Below are 19,815 nucleotides of genomic sequence, written 5' to 3' on the forward strand. Positions count from 1 at the left end.
CTCTTTACTCTTTGTTTCTAATTCTGCTAGGCTTTGGGGATTTTCTGGGGGTGCTTCCTCCTCTTGGATTTTGGCGGCATTGACTAAGCGCGATTCCCTCGCCTGAGCTTTCGCGCGATCGCCACTTTTCGATCCGCTTCTGATAATCCGCTCTTATAATTAAGGCTTCTGCTAATTTCATATCACCTTTTTGGTTAAATAAACTACAAATTTAATCTTTTTTTGTAATTAGTTATTTGCCCTTCGGAAGTATAGATTAAAACAAATCAGGTGGGGAAATTTCCGCCACCTGATAGGGTTAATCTATGGGGTTAATCTATGGGGGTTAATCCTCTGGGGATAAGCTGCTGGCATTAATCCCAAATAGATTTTCCAGTTGGTCCGTTGACCAAGATTCTGTGCGGTAGGCGATCGCAGAAATGGAGGACAAGCGGATTAACCAAGCGGTACTTTCATAGGACGCTTCTTCTTGTTCGTCTTCGTAAAACGTTCCTAACACCAGAATTTCCAGAAATTCTCGATTGAGATTGATTGGTACACCACTAAAACTTCTTTCTTCTGTTTCAATCCAAACTTGAGTACCTCGATCAAGTGCTTCTTGTAGTCTTTGATAGAGGAGATTTGATTTTTTGACCTTGGTTTTTTTTCCCACGGTGTTTTTCCTTATGGAAATGTCAGTGGACAAGCGATCGTGTCAAGGAGAGAAAATGCTGAGAGTTAATACACTTTTGGCATATTATGAGCCTTCTCCCCTTGAAGTGAACTACCGATCATCACGTACCGGCAACGGTGTTTCCATTATTTCCATCAACAACTCCAGACGCGATGGACGAGACAGGAGTGGGACGAGATTCGGTAGCGAGTAGTAGTCTCCAGAAAAGGTGAAAGTTTCCACCGGCAAGTGCTTATTTTTTAGCTGAGTTTCAGTCCAATCATAAGCATACCCTACTTTTACTATAACCACATTTGGCATCACTGCCATTTCGCGGCAATAAGTTTGGTAAGCATCATGGAAATAAGGTACAGCATTTTCTCCTTCGTCGGTGACAAGAATGATTTGGTCTACTATTTGCTGCTTGCGTCGTAGTGCTTCCATCGCACAGCCGATGCTGGTGCCACCACCGGCGCGAATATGCTCAAAAGCACGTTCCCAGTCGCTCAACTCTGGACCTTTGGCTTCCACGTAGTAAGGTATGGTGTCGAAAGCGTACACGAACAAGTCAGCATCAGAGATTCCAGAAATTAAAGCAGCTAAATGCTTACCGACTTCGAGCGCTTTCTCCATACTGCCACTTTTGTCTACTAGCAAACCAGTGGACTTAGTAATTTTACCGCGTTTCTTGACCTGCTCGTTAGTGATTTGTTCCAACTGGGCAATGGTGGCGGTGTCTAGCTGGGTGGCTGCCGCTGCGACCCGCGCTTTATAGGCAGAAACGCGATCGCACTTTTGGGCTGCTTTCAGTTTTTCATCGATCAAAGCCTTCACCTCTGGGTGATCCATTGCCCCCCGTCCTTGCAGGGACTTGAGGTTATTAATCACCTCCTGGGGAGACATGGAGTTAATCAAGGCTACCAAAACCGTTGGGGTCAATTGGGCGATCGCCCCAATTGCGATCGGATAAGGAATATTGTGTTCTACAATCAGCGCCGCTTGTTCTCCGGGAGTTTTCCCTTTCGCCAACTGCTTGACCATAAAAGCCAGACTATCCACTGGAGGCTGATCCTTAAACAAAATCGCATCAGCGCGAGGTAGTGGTTTAATATGCAGGGTGGCATATAAGTGCTTCATCGCTTTCCGGTTACGCAGGGCAGCGCGATCGAAAAACTGGGGATTCTTTTCCCGTTCCTTCAAATAGCGAGTCACCGCTGTCCGAGCCGATCGCGGCATCTTCCCTCGATGTCGTTTCATAAAATCAACAATTCTTGACACCTGGTAAGGCGGAAACTCTTGTAACATCACAAAACCCGCATCGCGATGTTCTGTCAAAGCACTGGTCAGCAAATAGCTTAAAAACACTTCTTGATGATCCCGCACCTCCCCATTTTTCTGATACCAAACGGCCAAATGACCATAAAAAATTGGATCGACATCGATCATCAACTGGTGAGTTTCTGCCACATCTTCCAGCTTGCGGTGTGGGGTGATCAACAAACTATTCAGCATTTCTAATCGTAAATCGCGTTCTGCGGTATTCATCTGTCACCTCTTATGGTTCAAAATAACTAAGGAAGCAGATGTCGCCCACTCTAAAAAAAGAGTGCCGCGCAAGTTTTAGCCGGAAAGTATTAGCCTGTGCTGACATAGAAACCGGGTTTCTGAAAAAAAACAATTTCATCCTCAGATGAGACAAAAAAACCCGGTTTATAAAATTAAATCGTTCAGCCCTGTAAACCTTCCTAATTTGGGCGCAGCGACAATATGTTTTGGTGAAAATAATTTGACAATTTGACAATTTGACAATTTGACAATATTTGTGAATTATTTTTTAATGCGGACAGCCAAACGGTGATCCTTTGTCGGTCAGGAGTCGCAAAGGATAAATTGGCCCGCCGCTGGCCAAATAATCACAAATTTCGCACACTTCCTGGGCTCTCAAGGGTAATTTTTTCATCTCTTCTCGACAAAACCAACCAGCCCTTAAGGATTCGTGATCCGCAATACTTTTTGGCGCCGTATCGTCCAAGGGATGCGCCAAAAAAATCACCCGAAACCGGGCTTTATCCTTAACAGGAGTATGCTCGATTCTTAAAATTCCATCCAGGGCAATGGGAATTCCCCCTTCTTCTAGCGTTTCCCTGACTGCCGCTGCCATCAAAGTTTCTCCTGGATCCACTTTTCCATGCGGAAAATACCAATTCTGACCGTATTTCGGTTCCTGAATTAACAGAAACCGATGGTGATAACGGACAACAACTAGGACAAAATAAAAGGTGATAATCGGCTGACGCGACATGGAATTGAGCGGCTTCCAGGAGCGATCGGGTTTAGTGTTTGGTAAATATTGCTTGGTAAATATTGCTTGGTAAATATTGCTTGGTAAATATTGCTTGGTAAATATTGCTTGGTAAATATTGTTTGGTAAATATTGTTTGGTAAATATTGTTTGGTAAATATTGCTTGGTAAATATTGCTTGGCAAATATTGTTTGGCAAATATTGTTTGGCAAATATTGTTTGGCAAATATTGTTTGGCAAATATTGTTTGGCAAATATTGAAAATTCAAGCAAAATCAAGCCAAATTAAATAGGTGACTCCGTACAAGTTTAGAAAGCTATTGGCTCGAATGGAAATCAAGGGTGTAAGCTTTCTGGGTTAGGGTACGGAGTCATTGTTCCTGATTGATTTTAAAAGGTTCTTCTGTTTATGATTCGCCTATCGCAGATATTTCTGAGCAAATCAGTGCGATCAAACATCAGCAAGTTGTTAAAGAATCTAAACAACATTAACCGAGTGGATGATTAAAAGACACCCCGCGCAAGTAAAAAAAGCCGTGGTTTCATACGCAGGAATTGAACCTGCATCATCCTGATCTTAAGTCAAGCGCCTATACCATTTGGCTAGTATGTAAGCTTTTTTAGTTAGGGCGCGAGATGTATATTTCAACCATAGCACATTCTCTCGGTAATTATGTAAAGCTTTGTTGACAAATTGGCCGGAACAAATGCCGGAACAAATTTTTCCCTTTCTCACTGCTGACTGGCAATAGGGGACTTTTTGGCATTTGGCAAAATCCCGCTACCTGAAAGCCCGTTTTCTGAGTATATATGCTGATTATCTGAACCCTGAACCATCCAAAGGCAAACGGATTTCTAGGGGTCAAACTCAGATCGCAGAATTAATCACATAATCACTCACATAATGTCACACATAATGTCACATATAATGTCACATATTTGATCAGATAATTGGCAGCGAGGAAAAAAAGACTTCGCGCAAGTTCAAAAAGCTGTTGTTTCATAGGCAGGATTTGAACCTACGAACTCACGATTGAGTTACTTGATTGACTGTCAAGCGCCTTAAACCACTAGGCAAGTATGTAAGCTTTTTGCGTCAGGGCGCGAAGTCTAGCTATCTGTAATCTGGCAGATAATCAACGCATATCTTGATGCTTTTCTGGTAATTCAATTTTTAGATAAATCATGGAAAAATTCGGTAAATATTTAACCGTAAACCGCTTCTGGTCTGACAATCATGTCGCCGCTGGGACGATGATCAATCACATAATCGTTAAAGCGATTAATGGGCAGGTCAAAATATTGTGCCAGACGTTCTTTGATGGCAACTTCGGTCATATTTGGGGAGATGCCTAGCTCGCGATCGCCTAAATCATAAGATCGTCCTTCAAAGCGAATGTGAATCATGCTGACACCTCCTTATCTTGATTTAATATTGATTTAATATTAATTTAATGTTTGCCATGAGAAAACAATGCCAGTCCTGATTTTTTGCTCATTTTCTCATCAGGCATTGCCGTCGGTCTATGGGCGCGATCGCCCTTTCTAGTCAATGTTCCTTGACCAACCCAAAGATTTGATTAATTTGATTAATTTAATTAATTTGATTAAATTGTCTAGGTTCAGTATGGATAACTTGGCCACAGCAAAGAGCGCGATTCCCCCCCCGCGAAGGCGGGGGCAAGCTTCGGGATCCGATCTTTCGCGAAATCGCCCTTGGCTTTCTTGGCTACATCTATATACTACATTAATACTACAAAACGGTCAAGGGGTTGGGCAAAAATTTTTTTAGCGTATGGCAAACAAGCCATAAACCTTTGGTATATGGGCATTCCTGCTATCTGTGTCAGCCGAGATTCTCTCCAGGGGTGAGGGTACTACAGAGGCGATCGGTGTTCATCTAAACCCTTGCTAGATCCATAACCCCTGGTCAAAATTCCAATATCTTTTGTCCTTGATGTCCTTGAACAGTAAACAATCAACAAAGGACAATGGACTTTCAGACAATGGACTTTCGGACAATGGACTTTCAGACAGAGGACTTTCAGACAGACGCTTAGGGAATCTTGAATCCGCCAAAACCCTTGATTACACTGCCTAGTGCGCTTTGAGCGATCGCTGACTGGTGAGATTTGCGATCGCCGTTTATCATGGCAGATATTTGTTTGATTGCCTGTATTTGATTCCCTTACCGATCATAGGTGTGCGTTTATTCAGAAAGAGGAATTCCCAATGACTTATATCATTGCCACGACGAACATGAAGGGTGGAGTGGGTAAAACCACATTAACCGTTAATTTAGGGGCAAGTTTAGCGAAAGATCACGGCAAACGGGTTTTAGTGGTTGATTTAGACACCCAAATCAGTGCTACCCTGAGTCTGGTGTCAACCCAGGAATTTGCCAAACTGCGTCAAGAAAACCGCACTTTAAAACATTTGGTCAACCAAATTATCCAACCGATTAATCAGACAAAGATTAATATTCACGATGTGATTAAGTCATATATATCCAATGTGAAAGGATTTGATTTATTGCCCGGAGATATTGACTTGTATGATGAATATTTGGTATCGGAAATGCTACACGAGAAAGCCATCCGCTTGGGTAAAGATAAATTTGATACGGTTTGGAATATTTTGGAAAGCAGTTTAATCTTTGATATTTTAAAGCCAGTCTTTTCTGATTATGATTTTATTATTTTAGATTGTGCTCCCGGCTACAATTTGATTACTCGGAGTGCTTTGGTTTGTAGTGATTTTTACTTGATGCCTGCACGTCCTGAGCCTTTATCAATTATTGGCATTCAGTTACTTGAAAGAAGATTAAAACAATTGAAAGAGATTTATAAATATACCCAGCCTCTCCAGCTAGAACTCTTGGGGATTGCCTTTACGATGTCGGGAAATTTAATGACTGGGAAGTATTATAAACAAGTGATGCAGAGAGTTTATGAAGATTTCGGCCAAAGCAAAATTTTTAAAACTCGCATCCCGATGGATTTTAAGGTGTCTAAGTCGGTGGATAGTTTTTTGCCGGTGGTTTTCAGCGATCCCACCTCATCAGCCTCTAAAGCTTTCAAAAAAATGACTACAGAACTTTTAGAGAAAGTTCAAATTGCTGTTGATATGAAACAACAAAAAACTAAGTTAAATTTAGTTAATTTAGATTAGTTGATTTTCCTTAATTGATCGTAAGTTAGCGATAGATAATTATCTAGCAGAAAGAAGCGATCGCGTTTTTCTGCTATCCAAAAATTCTATCCATAAAATAGAAGGCAAACAAGACGGATTGGGGGATTAATCCGTCTTGTTTGCCGGAATTGTCTAATGTTGGGTTTCGTCGATGGCGGACCCAACCTAAGAATAAAGCTTATTTTAGCCCGTGGCACTACCGCGAAGGTTATGCAGTTTTTTCTTTCACGGAACGACCATAAGGTTTAATCACTTTCAGATTGGGAATAACCTGATATTTTTTTACATTTAAGGTGCAAAGAGTGGCGGATCTTTCTATGGCACAAACGGCAATTTCTGCGTCAATTGACCCTAAGCCATAGGATAAACATTGAGGATAATAAGCGGAAGCTTTGGCGGATTCTTCCCGCGTTGGCCAAATAATCGGTAAAGGGGCAATGAACTGAAACATCTGATGGACTTGTTCCTGATTTCTGACGATTTCCATTAACTCCTGGAAAACCGTATAGGTAATCATCGGCACTTCGGTTAAGGTGCTAAACCAAGCGATCGCCTGTTTATTACCTTTCAATACATCCAGTAAAATATCCGTATTTAATATATACATAACATTGCTTTTTTATGGTTAAAGAAATTCCGCTTGACTGCGGAGTTGACTAGCATATTTTTGAGGATTTGTAATGTCAGGACGAGAACCAATCACGCCCGCTGCTTGCCAGTAAGCAATTAATTCTCTGCCGTTTTTGGGTGGATGATTAAAAACTTGTCGGACTGAGAGCAGATGCACAATATATTCCGATAAAGGTAACTTAATTTGTGCCGCTTCTTTAGCTAGTTCTGCTTCTAATTCCGGGGGTAAATCTAGAGGAATTGTCATGGGATTAATTTGGGGATATAGGGTTAAAAAGGGGAACGGGGAACAGTTATCAGGGAACGGGAAGGAGCAGATAACCTTTGCCTGTTGCCTTGATAGCGTTTGTCTTTTGTAAATGGAAGGCGGGGTCTAGGGGGGATTTTGAGAATTTTGTAGGGGCGAAGCATTCTGGCAGTGAACTTATCGGTTTTTACAATTAACTCTTTACCCGAATGCTTCGCCCTATTATCTAGGGTCAAGATCGCGCCCCTACAAGCACTTGTGATAGATCCAAGTTAGTTTACAGGGTTTCTGGGTCAATACCCATTGCTCTTAACTGTTCAGCTAAACGTTGTGCTTTTTGTTCAGCCTCCGAGAGTTTTTGTTCAGCTTGGGAAGCCTTTTGTTCAGCTTCCGAGAGTTTTTGTTCAGCTTGGGAAGCCTTTTGTTCGGCTTCCGAGAGTTTTTGTTCGGCAGCTTCCTCTGGCAATAAAACTAAATTGCCTTCGGGGTCATAAAATCGCAGCCAAATCGATGATTGTCGCTGAATTGTCCCTTCCCAAGTTCCTAACCATAAGCCTAATGTTTCTGACCAAAGCCATCCTCGTTCATTGGGGACAAGGGGCTGGTATTTTTGACCAGAATCTAAATGCCATCCTTGTAAAGAATTGGGATCGAAGGGATGATAGACAAAGTAATCTGGGGTGCGAAAAACTTGTTCGTAAAGCTGCTTTTTCTCCACTTTGTCGATATAGGCAGTGCTGTTCGACATGAGTTCAACGATCGCATCAGGATAGCGTCCGTTTTCTTCCCAGACTACCCAGCCTTCACGAGAGTAACTGCCGTCAATGTTTAAAACCGCAAAAAAATCCGGCCCGCGAAAGTCCCGATTTCTTGCCTGGGCGCTACTGTAGTACATAAACATATTGCCCCCGGTAAAAAAGTCGTTGCGATCGCGCCACGCATATTCCAACGACCGAATGAGGGCATTCATCGCCGTCCGATGTCGATTAGTTTCCAAGGGTTTACCATCATCAAAAATCAAGTCCGTGGGAGGCATCGGCGGTTCCCACTCTGGCACATCTGGGGGCAACGACTCTGTGGGGGAGATAATTTCTTTGATCGCCTCAGTAGTCATAGCAAGACTCTCCCGATTTTACAATTTTATTTTACAATTTATTGATTTCCTTTTTTAGGGTAGCTTACGGGAAAGGAATAGAAATTTTTCTAGCTAGTCGGTGCGTCTAGGCGGCATTTTTTATCGGTTAATTTTTTACCAAAAATTCTGGCCGTCTAAGACACCTTACTTTTATTTTATACCATTTCTAATTAAATATGCAACATTAGGGGCGCAAGCATTGCGTCCCTACAGATAAATCACCAGATGCTTGTAGGGGCGCAATGCTTGCGCCCAAATTAACCTCGAAATCTTAGCAATAATTTTTGAAATTGGTATTACTTTGAGGCGGTGCGTCTAGGCGGCATTTTTTATCGGTTGATTTTTTAACCAAAATTATGGCCGCCTAACACACCCTACTCCTGCAATTAGATCAAATAGAGAATGGTGAACAAAACAATCCAGACCACATCAACAAAGTGCCAGTAAATTTCGGCAGCTTCGGGGCCAAAGTGATATGTACTGGAGTAGCGATCGCCTTTCAAACTGCGGAATAACACCGCTAAAATCAGCAGCAAACCAAAGGTAACGTGCAAACCGTGAAACCCAGTTAACACATAAAAGGTACTGGTGAAAATATTATCGGTTAAGCCAAAACCCGTATGAAAATATTCATAAAGTTGGCCACATAAGAAAATCGCCCCCATTGCAGCAGTGGCGGCAAACCAAGCCCGCATTCCCGCCACATTATTTTGTTTAATGGCGGCGTTGCCCCGGTTCATCACAAAACTACTAGAAATCAGAATAATGGTGTTAATTCCGGGGACTAATAATTCCATTTCTGGGGTGCCTTCCGGCGGCCATTCGGGGGCAACTAAGCGGAAGGTGCCATAAGCGGCAAATAATCCCAGAAAAATCATCGATTCAGCAATCAGGAACATGATGATGCCAAAAATTCGATGATCGGGATGGGCTTCGTGATGGCTGGTAGCTATTACGCGATCGCCCACGGGGGTATTAAATGTTTCAACCGTTGAACCTTGCATAAATTTCTGGGAATATTTTTCACTTTTTGAAACAACAAATTTTAGTTATTGGTTGATTGTTGTTGGTTGTTGGTTGGTGGGTAGGGATTCTTTGGTTGTTGGTTGGTGGTTGACAGTAATTGATAATTGATGATTATAAAAAACAATCAACCAACAACAATCAACAATAGAATCCCTACCCAACAACAATCAACAATAGAATCCCTACCCAACAACAATCAACAGTAGAATCCCTACCCAACAACAATCAACCAATAACTAATAACAATTAGACACTTCCTTTCACTTCTGCCAGCAAGTCCTCAACGGATCGATCGCTGCCTTCATTGACCGTATCAATGCCGTAGTCATAAGGACCAGACCATAAGATTGGTTCTTCCAGGAAGTTTTCCACTGGAGGGGGTGAACTGGTCAGCCATTCTAGGGTTAAACCTTTCCAAGGATTTGCGGTGGCTTTTGGCCCAGCAACCCAAGACCAAACGGCATTAATAATAAATGGAATGGTGGAAATGGCTAACAGGATGGAACCGATGGTACAAACCATGTTGATGGTGGCAAATTCGGGGTTATATTGGGCCACCCGTCGGGGCATTCCTTGGAGCCCTAACCAGTGCATTGGTAGGAAGCAAAGGTTAAAGCCCAAAAAGGTGAGAACAAAGTGAATTTTGCCCCAAGTTTCGTTCATCATGCGCCCGGTCATTTTGGGGAACCAGTGATATAAGGCGGAGTAAATGCCAAAGACACTGCCCCCAAAGAGGACGTAGTGCAGGTGGGCAACGACGAAGTAGGTGTCGTGAACGTGAATGTCGAAGGGGACGGAGGCTAACATGACGCCGCTGAGTCCACCGACTAGGAACATGGAGACAAAGCCCATGCCAAACAGCATGGCACTGTTGAGGCGGAGTTTTCCACCCCAAATGGTGGCAACCCAGCTAAAGACTTTGATGCCGGTGGGGACAGCGATCGCCATTGTGGCAATCATAAAGAACATCCGCAACCAGCCCGGAGTGCCACTGGTAAACATATGGTGCGCCCAGACGATCAGGCCCAAAAAGGCGATCGCCATACTGGAATAGGCGATCGCTTGATAACCAAAAATCGGTTTGCGGGAATGCACCGGCAAAATTTCTGAAATCAGCCCAAACACCGGCAGAATCATAATGTAAACCGCTGGGTGGGAATAAAACCAGAACATATGCTGGTAAACCACCGGGTCGCCGCCCCCTGTGGGGTTAAAAAATGCCGTCCCTGCCACCAAGTCAAACGCCAGCAAAATCAAAGCCCCGGCCAAAACTGGAGTAGAAACCAGAATCAGCGACGAAGCTGCCAGCATTGCCCAACAAAACAAGGGCATATCATTCATGGTCATCTCAGGAATTCTCATTCTCAGGATAGTGGTGACAAAGTTCACCGCCCCCAAAATGGAAGAAGTTCCCAACAATAAAACGCTCAAAATCCAAATTAATTGACCCGCTTGGTTAGTCACCAAACTCAACGGAGGATAAGAAGTCCAACCAGCGCCGGGAGCTCCGACAAAAAAGCTGGCCATCAGCAAAACGCCCCCAGGGGGAATTAGCCAAAAAGCCACCCCATTTAAGCGGGGAAAAGCCATATCTTTGGCACCAATCATCAAAGGAATCAGATAATTGGCCAAACCAGCCCCCGCCGGGACGATCCAGAGGAAAATCATCACGGTGGCATGGACGGTAAACAGCCCATTGTATAAGTCAGGGCTGACAAAATCGGGGTCTGGGGTGGCAAGTTCGACCCGCACCCCTTCCGCTAACAGACCGCCAATCAAATAAAAAATAAAGCTGGTGACGAGATATTGAATCCCGATTACCTTGTGGTCGGTACTAAAACCAAAATATTTGAGCCAATTTCCTTCTTCCTCCCCGTGGGGATTGGATGGGTTGGTATTGTGTTCAACTTGTGCGGGTGATGTCATATTGAATGATTGCGATAAGTCTCTACGGATGTTTTTTGTTGTTGTTGGTTGTTGTTGGTTGTTGGTTGTTGTTGGTTGTTGTTGGTTGTTGGGTAGGGATTCTTTGGTTGTTGGTAAAAAATTAACAAAGAACAAAGAACAAAGAACAAAGAACAAATAACCATCAACAATCAACAAAGAACAAAGAACAAAGAACAATCAACAATCAACAATCAACAAGAAACAATTAATGATGATTATGGGAATGCAGTTGTTTTACGGTTTCGGAAGTGATGCCCAAATCTGAGGTATATGGGGCAAGAAATTCCGCCGGAGATTTGTCTGCTGGGTTCATTGCCAGGGTGACGGCGGGATTTTGTTCATCCTGCTGCATGGCGATTTGACTTTGCATCCAAGCGTCATAGTCTTCTGGAGTATGGACAATGACTCGCGTTTGCATTGCCCCGTGGTAAGCGCCACAAAGTTCAGCGCAAATTAGCGGATAATCGCCAGGGGTTTTCGGCTTAAAGCGTAATTCCGTGGGACGACCGGGAATGGCATCCTGTTTAAGGCGGAACTGTGGCACCCAAAAAGCATGGAGCACATCTTGGGCGTTGATGTTGAGTTGCACGTCTTTGCCTGCGGGGATATGCAATTCTCCAGAGACTACGCCGGTTTCTGGGTAGGTAAAAATCCAGGCAAATTGTAGACCCAAGACGTTGACTTCGACATCAGGGGGTTTGCCTTGGTTTTCGGGGGAAGCACCGACACCGAGGGCGATTTTTTCCTCGGTGGTCATGGCTTCGGCTGCTTCGCTTCCCGGTAAGGGGGCAGCGATCGCGTAAGCGGTGCGGAGCACTTTCGCCGCCCCAGGTTTCATGGCCACCATTTTATGACCGTGGTCATGGGAGGCCATCGGATCCAAGCCGCCCATTGCGTTATAGACTTCATAGCTATAAACAGAAAGTCCCATGACAATCACCACGGGAATGGCTGTCCAGAGAATTTCCAGAGACAGGTTGCCTTCTACCGGGGGCCCGTCGGTTTCGTCCCCTGGAGACTTGCGAAATTTGAATACGGAAATAATCAGCGCCCCTTCTACTAAGAAAAAGAGTGCGGCTGAAATCGTCATCATGGTGTTAAACAGCCCGTCTACTAAAGGGGCTTCGTCAGATGCCGCTACTGGCATTAGTCCATGATTTTGGCCAATCCACAGACTCGCCAAAGTCAGGACGATGCCTGCAATCATTGCGGTAATGGCGCTGGGGATTTTCAAGTTATTTTTCCTCCCAATATCAACCCATTGCCCTGTTTGCTCCTGCTACCTTGGGCTTGATTCAGACATTTTTTCGGCCCTTCGGTTCGGCAAGTTTAGGGTTTTATCCGATAGCTTAACAATTTTTCTCGTTCATTTCTGCGATCGCGCCCCAATATCGTCCCAATATCGTCCCAATATCGCCCCAATATCCCCCCAGATCGACCCGCGATCGCTCTCGATCGCGCCAGATCGCCCCAGATCCCACTGGCGATTCCCATAAATCTTTAGCTTTTATTTGGGATCGCGTGAATGAATGAGAAACCCGGTTTCTGGGAGAATGAATGAGAAACCCGGTTTCTTGAAGAAACCGGGTTTCTTTGCGGTAAAAGTTATGTTAAAAATCAATAACGTAAGGTCGCTAAATGAGCAAAAAATGAGCAAAATCTGTCAAAAATATAAATTTTTCCTGACAATTAAATCCTTTCATCGGGAAAGTGATTGGCGAACTTACCCATTCTAAGACTTTGCTATCCTTGGGTTTATGAGAAAAGCGAGTATATAGTTACATTTGTATGAAGATACCTGTAGATAGCAAGAAAGCTTATGACAAATCCAGTGTGGAGTCAATTAACCACAAACACTAAATCGGCATCAACCCCCCAAGACCGAATTCGTCGTTTGGTCTGGAAAATTGCGATCGCCACCCTTATGCTGATGGCTGTGGGCAGCGCCACACGGGTAATGAACGCGGGACTGGCTTGCCCAGACTGGCCGCTTTGTTATGGTGAGTTGGTGCCCACCAAGCAAATGAACCTACAAGTATTTTTAGAATGGTTTCATCGCTTAGACGCCTCGTTAATTGGCCTAATGGCGATCGCCCTAGCGGGTTTATCTTGGTGGGATCGGCGACATTTACCCGGTTGGTTGCCTTGGGCTTGCACCGGCGCCCTGGGTTTAATCGTCTTTCAGGGAGTGCTCGGCGGACTCACGGTGACACAACTACTCAGATTTGATATTGTCACCGCCCACTTGGGAACCGCGTTGCTATTTTTCACCACGGTTTTAGTTATTGGTCTAAGTCTCTTGCCCTACCAAGGCACTGGAGTGACGGGAAAATTGCGCTGGGTCGGTTTAACCGCTGCCATTTTAACTTATTTCCAAAGCCTACTTGGAGGGTTGGTCGGTTCTAAATGGGCATTGCATCAATGCTTTGGCTATCAACAGCTTTGTGGGGTGATGCATAGTCATATTGCCGGAGTAGTGCCGCCGACAGTGGCAGTGATTACCTTAGTCGTGATGGCGTGGCGGACTGCGGCCCTTCATCCCACCTTAAGAAAACTAGCTTTCTGGACGGGGGCTTTATTAGGGTTGCAAATTCTCCTCGGTGTGGCCACTTTTTATCTGCGTTTGCAAGTGGAACCCCTGACCGTAGCCCACCAAACCACCGGCGCCACTTTATTGGGCACCCTGGTGGCGTTTACGGTTTTGGCTATTCGGGACGATCGTCAGACCAAAATCAGAGAAACTAAATCACTGTTGTAACGTACCAATCTCGATTCCTCCTTGAACGCGAGGCCAAAAAAGGTAGGGTGTGTTAGGCGGTGGGTGAATATTTTGAGCAAAATCCGAGAAATTAAATCACCGCCGTAACGTACCAATCTCGATTCCTCCTTGAACGCGAGGCCAAAAAAGGTAGGGTGTGTTAGGCGGTGGGTGAATATTTTGAGCAAAATCCGAGAAATTAAATCACCGCCGTAACGCACCAATCTCCATTCCTATAAAACTTTTTGACCGCAGATCGGGAAAATAATCTATGCAAGAAATCATCAATAACAATGCTCAACGACACCATGAAAACTTTTGGCAAGTCGTTAAAAGTTACTACCAACTGACCAAACCGAGAATTATCCTGCTGCTGTTAATTACCACCTCGTCAAGTATGTGGGTAGCCGCTAAAGGAGAAGTCGATCCGCTGTTAGTCCTGGTGACGGTGACTGGGGGTGCGTTGGCTGCGGCTGCGGCGAATACGATCAATTGTCTGTATGACCGGGATATTGACTATATTATGGAACGCACCAGGCATCGTCCCTTGCCTTCCGGTCGGATTCAACCTCGCGATGCTTTGATTTTTGCGATCGCCTTAGCCGCTGCCTCGTTCACCTTGCTGACCACTTTTGCTAACTTGCTGGCGGCGCTATTGGCCATGTCCGGCATTGTCTTTTATGTCCTCATCTATACTCATTGGTTAAAACGCCATAGTACGCAAAATATTGTCATTGGTGGGGCTGCCGGTGCTATTCCGCCCTTGGTGGGTTGGGCCGCAGTGACCGGGGATTTGACTTGGGCGCCTTGGGTAATGTTTGCCATTATTTTCCTCTGGACACCGCCTCATTTTTGGGCTTTGGCTATGTATATTCGCAATGAATATGCGGAAGTGAATGTGCCCATGTTGCCGGTAATTTCTGGTAATGAAACTACCGCTTATCAGATTTGGCTTTATACCTTAATTATGCTCCCCGCCACATTTTTGCTGGTGTTTCCTTTGCAAGCTAGTGGCCTGGTTTATGGGGCGATCGCTCTTTGGCTGGGAGGTATTTTTGCCCTGAAAGCTTGGCAACTGTTGAAAAATCCCGACGATCAAGATATGGCTAGAGGATTGTTTAAATATTCCATCTATTATCTGATGTTACTTTGTGCGGGTATGGTGGTGGATAGCTTGCCGGTAATCCATCACTTCAATACGGTGTTGGCGGAGAATATGCAAAGTTTAATCGGCGGGATTATTGGGACGATCCTAGGGGCGTAAAACGAAGCCTGGAGAAACAAACCCGGTTTCGTAGAAGTTACCGGGTTTCTCTGCATTCACCACTTTGTGCTAAAAAGTAATAGAGGGCAATTGTTGCCCTCTTTTTTTGTAACTTACTCAAATAATTGATATCTATATTTCCGATGATTGGACAGGTATTCAGTGGCCGTTATGAAATTATCCAAGAATTCAGCCAAGATGAGTTCAGCCAGACTTATCTTGCCCAGGATAAAAAAGGACATGGTTCTCCGGTTTGTTTGGTCAAAGAATTCGTTCCTTGTGCAAATTTTTTAAGAGAGGGCGATCGCGAATTTTTACAGCAGATTTTTCGTCTATTTCAACAAGAAGCAGAAATCTTAAAACAACTCGGACATAGCGATCGCTTTCCCAAGTTACTGGCATATTTTCAATACCAAGGAAAGTTTTATCTCGTCCAAGAATTTATTGAAGGTCGGCCTTTACTAGATGAACTGGTGCCCGGTAAGCCCCTGAGTGAAGAAGAAGTCATCAACCTGTTAGCTGAACTATTAGAAACTTTAGCCATGATTCATTTTTACCATATCAATCATGGCAATATTCATCCTAACAATATTATCCGCAGTAAGCAAAATCACCAGTTAGTTTTAACGGACTTTGCTGTATTCAAACAAATGCTCAGTCAAAATCCGCAAATTGCGGGAAAATTGGCCGGTTATCAACGCCCTAAATTAACAGCCGAAACCTGTCTATTTAGCGATGATATTTATGCGGTGGGGATGATTGCCATTCAAGCAATCACAGGAATTCCTGCTGAACAAATCCCCAGAAATTATAAAACCCATAAAGTTATCTGGGAAGATAAAGTAAAAGTGAAAAATCGCCGGTTATTATCGCTTTTAAATAATATGGTCAGCGTTGGCAAAAAGCCGCGTGATGTTGTTATTTATAAAGGTTTAAAACCAATCAAAATTATTCAAAAAACATATCAAACTGTATCGCAAAAAAAAATCGATTTAGCTGGCAGCTTAATTGAGATATTTGCTCAAAACCAATTAGGGAAATTATTAGGATTGATGTGCAGTGGTTCGGCGATCGCATTTTTATTGCTGAATCCATCAACTTTATATTTTATCAGATATCCTCAAGTGCTGCTCCATCAGGGAATAAGTGGAGAGGCAATGAGTCAATCTAAAGCTTTCGCTCGTTTAGATATTATTGAACAAGATTTAACGGTTCGCTCTGCCCCTGTTTCCGAGGAATTAGCCAAAAAAGTTGAGGGAATTGCCAGGAAAATTACGATCCAAATTAAAACCGAAAATAAGCATCAAGGTTCAGGGGCGATCGTCGCTAAATCTGGCAATCAATACTATGTTTTAACTGCCAAGCACGTCGTGAATAAAATCGATACTTATTCCGTGGTGACAAGAGATGGAAAAAGCTATCAAGTTGATGATGATATGGTAAAAAAATTTGCTGGGTTAGATTTGGCAATCTTGCAGTTTACCAGCGAAGAAAATTACCCAGTTGCCACCTTAGCAAACGATCCATTAAACTATGATGAAACTCGCTGGGGTTTTCTCTCTGGTTGGCCAATTGTGCCAGAAAATAAACCCTCTCATTATGAGTTTAATCTAGGCCAACTTGTTAGTCAAGAAATTGCCTTATTAAATATTACCGATGCTAATTCTGTAAATCAAGGTTATGAGTTACTTTATAGCAATTTTAGTAAAGCCGGAGTCAGTGGTGGGCCGGTGTTGGATACCCAGGGAAGGCTGATAGGAATTCATGGCGCTGCGAGAGTCGATCGCGTGAATAAAGTTCAGCTTGGGGATAGTTTGGGAGTGCCAATTAAAAGGTTTCTTGATGTAGTGAATCAAACAAACCTGCCCCAAGAATCGTTAAAAATAGAAGTCAATCCGCCCGCTAAAATTACTAAAAATAGCCAGAAAATTGAAGGAAAAAATAAGATAAATTTATCCAGGGATTCGGTCTTAGCTGTGAATCAGCCTGCGGATAAAAACAATCATAGCCACTGGGTGAATTATGGCAATCAATTATGGCGCATGGGGCTAACTGATGCGGGAATTCAGGCATTTGACGAAGCAATTAAAATTCAGCCAGATTTTTATCCTGCTTGGTATTTGCGGGGGTTGGCATTAATAGAAAATCAAGAATATCCAGAAGCTTTGACATCTTTCGACCGTGTATTAAAGCTTGAGCCGAAATTTGTTCAAGTTTGGGCAGAAAAAGGGAAAATTTTGGCTGAGTTAGGGGAATACTCAAAAGCAGTTAACTCAATTGAGCAAGGGATTAAAAGCCATCAGAAAAATTTGATGTTTCATTGGTTGCATGGAAATTGGCTTTATCGCTCTAAACAATATGTAAAAGCGATCGCCGCCTATAGTAAAGCGATCGAGATTAAACCCCATCCGTTTGCCTATTATAATCGAGGCGTAGCTCATTATTTGATGCATAACTATACGGAGGCGATCGCGGACTATAATCAAGCTTTACAAATGAACTTGAACATCGGCGAAATTTACCTAGCCCGCAGTTTAGCCTATACCGCCCAAGGCAACGCACAAAAAGCGGCTGAAGACTTAGCCAAAGCTGAACAACTTTTTTGTGAACAACATCGTCCTGAATGTGAAAAAAAATGAGGAAAAATAACCCAAAAGAAGGGATTAAATCCCTAGGGAGTTAGAGATGAAGAAAAGACTCAGCCACCGGCAACTACGGCACAACCTCCCCTTAATAGCTACCGTTCTCTTTTCCTACTGTCTTTTCGGTTTACTCGGACTCAAGTTAGCCGTCCTTCCTGGAGATGTGACGGCGGTTTGGATACCAGCGGGAATTGCTCTGGGGGCTGTTTTGGTCTGGGGGAAAAAGATTTGGCCGGGAATTATCCTGGGTTCTTTTAGTATTTCTTTAGTATTTAATCCCACTCCGGTCAGTTTGGCGATCGGTGCCGTCACCTCTGTGGGCAATACTTTGACACCTTTATTTGGGGCATTTTTTATTAAACGTTTTACCCACAGTCGTTATCCTTTTCATCGGGCAATTCAGGTATTTCATTTTGTGGGTTGGGGCGCGATCGCCGCTCAAATGATTGGTGCCACTGTGGGGGTGGGGGCGCTCTGTCTGGGTCAATTTGTCCCCTGGTCAAATTTTGCCCCATCGTGGATTACTTGGTGGGTTTCTAATGCCGCAGGGGTATTGATTTTTACCCCGTTACTGTTAACTTGGTATCGCTTTTTGCCTAGTATATATAGTATATACCGAGAAATCGAACCAGAAAATTTTGCCTCTAGGGTTTTTAAGTATTGCCAGCTTTTTTTGCCAAAAAGTCAATTCTCTCGCCTGGAACTTCTCAGTTGGCTATTGCTTTTTGAAATTGTAAGTGTTTTAGCGTTTTGGCAGGCTTACCCGGTGGAATATTTAACGATTCCCTTATTAGTTTGGGCGGCTTTTCGGTTTCCCGAAAGCGGGACAACCTTGGCGATCGCCCTAACTGCTTTTACGGCGATCGCGGGGACAATTTTGCAGCGCAGTTCCTTTGTCCGGGACGATCTGAATATCTCGCTGCTTTTTTTAGAATCATTTATTGGGGTAATTTCCGTCGCCACCTTAGTGTTAATGGCGGTTTTGACAGAACGCCGTGATGCATTATCGGGGTTAAAAAAAGCCAAAGACGAGCTAGAAATGCGGGTGATCGAACGCACCCAGGAACTCTCGCAAGCCAATGAACAACTGCAACGGCAAGAACTGCATTTAAGAGAAAAAGCTGAATCTCTTGCCCAAACTTTACGGCAACTGAAACAAACCCAAGCCCAACTAATTCAAAATGAAAAAATGACCAGTTTGGGGCAATTAGTCGCCGGAATTGCCCACGAAATTAACAACCCAGTCAGTTTTATTTATAGTAACCTCCAGCCCGCCCAAGAATATTTCCGCGATTTAATCGAACTGATATCCCTTTATCAAGAAAGATACCCAGAACCAGAGGCAGAAATTATTGAGTTTGAAGAAGGAATTGATTTAGAATTTATCCAGACAGATTGCTTGAAACTTTTGGAATCAATGCAATTTGGTGCCGATCGCATCCAAAAAATTGTGTTAAGTCTCCGCAATTTTTCCCGCTTAGACGAATCCGCACTTAAGTTAGTAGATATCCATGAAGGAATTGAAAGCACCCTGTTGATTCTGCAACATCGTCTTGAGGGTTTTAACGCTGATAAAACCAGCGGCAGTAATCATCAGCCCATTGAGGTGATTAAATCTTACAGTGTTCTGCCCAAAGTTGAATGTTTTGCCGGGGAAATTAATCAGGTTTTGATGAATATTTTAACCAATGCGATCGATGCTATTGAAGAATGCAATCCACCAAAAGAAGGCCAGATCAAAATTAAAACTAGCTTGTTAGAAGATGAGCGCGTGTTGGTAGCGATCGCGGACAAAGGTGGAGGGATTGATGTCGCTACGCAATCGCAAATCTTTGACCCATTTTTCACTACAAAACCCGTCGGTCAAGGGACGGGATTGGGGCTTTATGTTTGCTATGAAACAATCGTCAACAAGCATCATGGGGATTTAATTTGTCGCTCAGAATTAGGGGTGGGAACTACTATAGAAATTATTCTGCCTATTCGCCACATTCCCGAAAAAAAGGGGTAGGGTGGGTT

At 43.7% G+C, this 19,815-nt stretch carries 16 protein-coding genes and 2 tRNA genes; 5 read left to right on the plus strand and 13 right to left on the minus strand.

Features of this window, described 5'->3' with window-relative positions; genetic code table 11:
* Positions 1–325: 325 nt before the first annotated feature.
* From AM228_RS01790 to AM228_RS01810, 6 genes are all read right to left on the minus strand, one after another.
* The gene (locus AM228_RS01790; protein ID WP_190877572.1) at positions 326–652 is read right to left on the minus strand and encodes a hypothetical protein; all 327 of its coding nucleotides are present in this window, start codon (positions 650–652) and stop codon (positions 326–328) included.
* Positions 653–763: 111 nt separating this feature from the next.
* The gene (locus AM228_RS01795) at positions 764–2,197 is read right to left on the minus strand and encodes a vWA domain-containing protein (protein WP_054464385.1); all 1,434 of its coding nucleotides are present in this window, start codon (positions 2,195–2,197) and stop codon (positions 764–766) included.
* A gap of 289 nt (positions 2,198–2,486) precedes the next feature.
* Complete coding sequence (locus tag AM228_RS34795) at positions 2,487–3,224, minus strand: NUDIX domain-containing protein (RefSeq protein ID WP_231636535.1); 738 nt, start codon at positions 3,222–3,224, stop codon at positions 2,487–2,489.
* Between the two features lie 268 nt (positions 3,225–3,492).
* Positions 3,493–3,569 (minus strand) — tRNA-Leu (locus tag AM228_RS01805).
* 391 nt (positions 3,570–3,960) lie between these two features.
* Positions 3,961–4,032, minus strand: a tRNA-Asp gene (locus AM228_RS31590).
* Positions 4,033–4,161: 129 nt separating this feature from the next.
* On the minus strand, positions 4,162–4,362 hold the full coding sequence (locus AM228_RS01810) for a hypothetical protein (RefSeq protein ID WP_054464386.1): 201 nt from the start codon (positions 4,360–4,362) through the stop codon (positions 4,162–4,164).
* Positions 4,363–5,187: 825 nt separating this feature from the next.
* Here AM228_RS01810 and AM228_RS01820 point away from each other — a divergent pair.
* A complete protein-coding gene (locus AM228_RS01820; RefSeq protein WP_054464388.1) occupies positions 5,188–6,126 on the plus strand; it encodes a ParA family protein in 939 nt (312 codons plus the stop codon).
* A gap of 229 nt (positions 6,127–6,355) precedes the next feature.
* Here the strand turns inward: AM228_RS01820 and AM228_RS01825 are convergent, their stop codons facing one another.
* The 7 genes from AM228_RS01825 to AM228_RS31595 all read right to left on the minus strand — a co-directional run bounded on the left by AM228_RS01825 (position 6,356) and on the right by AM228_RS31595 (position 12,626).
* Entirely contained in the window at positions 6,356–6,754 is a 399-nt protein-coding gene (locus AM228_RS01825; RefSeq protein WP_054464389.1) for a hypothetical protein, read from the minus strand.
* Positions 6,755–6,772: 18 nt separating this feature from the next.
* Positions 6,773–7,024: a hypothetical protein gene (locus AM228_RS01830; RefSeq protein WP_054464390.1), complete on the minus strand. Its 252-nt coding sequence runs from the start codon at positions 7,022–7,024 to the stop codon at positions 6,773–6,775.
* Positions 7,025–7,301: 277 nt separating this feature from the next.
* A complete protein-coding gene (locus tag AM228_RS01835) occupies positions 7,302–8,138 on the minus strand; it encodes a Uma2 family endonuclease (RefSeq protein WP_054464391.1) in 837 nt (278 codons plus the stop codon).
* A gap of 407 nt (positions 8,139–8,545) precedes the next feature.
* Entirely contained in the window at positions 8,546–9,163 is a 618-nt protein-coding gene (locus AM228_RS01840) for a heme-copper oxidase subunit III (RefSeq protein WP_054464392.1), read from the minus strand.
* 268 nt (positions 9,164–9,431) lie between these two features.
* The gene (ctaD, locus tag AM228_RS01845) at positions 9,432–11,111 is read right to left on the minus strand and encodes a cytochrome c oxidase subunit I (RefSeq protein WP_054464393.1); all 1,680 of its coding nucleotides are present in this window, start codon (positions 11,109–11,111) and stop codon (positions 9,432–9,434) included.
* A 226-nt stretch (positions 11,112–11,337) separates the two neighbouring features.
* Entirely contained in the window at positions 11,338–12,366 is a 1,029-nt protein-coding gene (locus tag AM228_RS01850) for a cytochrome c oxidase subunit II (protein ID WP_054464394.1), read from the minus strand.
* A 95-nt stretch (positions 12,367–12,461) separates the two neighbouring features.
* On the minus strand, positions 12,462–12,626 hold the full coding sequence (locus AM228_RS31595) for a hypothetical protein (RefSeq protein ID WP_156331463.1): 165 nt from the start codon (positions 12,624–12,626) through the stop codon (positions 12,462–12,464).
* A gap of 325 nt (positions 12,627–12,951) precedes the next feature.
* On the opposite strand from AM228_RS31595, the gene AM228_RS01860 reads away from it, so the two are divergent.
* From AM228_RS01860 to AM228_RS01875, 4 genes are all read left to right on the plus strand, one after another.
* Positions 12,952–13,890, plus strand: a complete 939-nt coding sequence (locus AM228_RS01860) for a heme A synthase (protein WP_054464396.1) — start codon at positions 12,952–12,954, stop codon at positions 13,888–13,890.
* Between the two features lie 271 nt (positions 13,891–14,161).
* Entirely contained in the window at positions 14,162–15,154 is a 993-nt protein-coding gene (locus AM228_RS01865) for a heme o synthase (RefSeq protein WP_054464397.1), read from the plus strand.
* Positions 15,155–15,297: 143 nt separating this feature from the next.
* Positions 15,298–17,793 carry a tetratricopeptide repeat protein gene (locus AM228_RS01870; protein ID WP_054464398.1) on the plus strand — a complete coding sequence of 832 codons (2,496 nt, stop codon included), beginning with the start codon at positions 15,298–15,300 and terminating at the stop codon, positions 17,791–17,793.
* A 46-nt stretch (positions 17,794–17,839) separates the two neighbouring features.
* On the plus strand, positions 17,840–19,807 hold the full coding sequence (locus AM228_RS01875; RefSeq protein WP_054464399.1) for an MASE1 domain-containing protein: 1,968 nt from the start codon (positions 17,840–17,842) through the stop codon (positions 19,805–19,807).
* Positions 19,808–19,815 lie beyond the last annotated feature (8 nt).

The sequence above is a fragment of the Planktothricoides sp. SR001 genome (genome assembly GCF_001276715.1).
In the GTDB taxonomy this organism is placed as follows: Bacteria; Cyanobacteriota; Cyanobacteriia; order Cyanobacteriales; family Laspinemataceae; genus Planktothricoides; species Planktothricoides raciborskii.

Coding starts and splice junctions, on each gene's coding strand:
- AM228_RS01830 (WP_054464390.1), bottom strand. CDS start 7,024: ATGACAATTCCTCTAGATTTACCCCCGGAATTAGAAGCAGAACTAGCT.
- AM228_RS01820 (WP_054464388.1), top strand. CDS start 5,188: ATGACTTATATCATTGCCACGACGAACATGAAGGGTGGAGTGGGTAAA.
- AM228_RS01810 (WP_054464386.1), bottom strand. CDS start 4,362: ATGATTCACATTCGCTTTGAAGGACGATCTTATGATTTAGGCGATCGC.
- AM228_RS01875 (WP_054464399.1), top strand. CDS start 17,840: ATGAAGAAAAGACTCAGCCACCGGCAACTACGGCACAACCTCCCCTTA.
- AM228_RS01870 (WP_054464398.1), top strand. CDS start 15,298: ATGATTGGACAGGTATTCAGTGGCCGTTATGAAATTATCCAAGAATTC.
- AM228_RS31595 (WP_156331463.1), bottom strand. CDS start 12,626: ATGGGAATCGCCAGTGGGATCTGGGGCGATCTGGCGCGATCGAGAGCG.
- AM228_RS01865 (WP_054464397.1), top strand. CDS start 14,162: ATGCAAGAAATCATCAATAACAATGCTCAACGACACCATGAAAACTTT.
- AM228_RS01860 (WP_054464396.1), top strand. CDS start 12,952: ATGACAAATCCAGTGTGGAGTCAATTAACCACAAACACTAAATCGGCA.
- ctaD (WP_054464393.1), bottom strand. CDS start 11,111: ATGACATCACCCGCACAAGTTGAACACAATACCAACCCATCCAATCCC.
- AM228_RS01840 (WP_054464392.1), bottom strand. CDS start 9,163: ATGCAAGGTTCAACGGTTGAAACATTTAATACCCCCGTGGGCGATCGC.
- AM228_RS01825 (WP_054464389.1), bottom strand. CDS start 6,754: ATGTATATATTAAATACGGATATTTTACTGGATGTATTGAAAGGTAAT.
- AM228_RS01835 (WP_054464391.1), bottom strand. CDS start 8,138: ATGACTACTGAGGCGATCAAAGAAATTATCTCCCCCACAGAGTCGTTG.
- AM228_RS01795 (WP_054464385.1), bottom strand. CDS start 2,197: ATGAATACCGCAGAACGCGATTTACGATTAGAAATGCTGAATAGTTTG.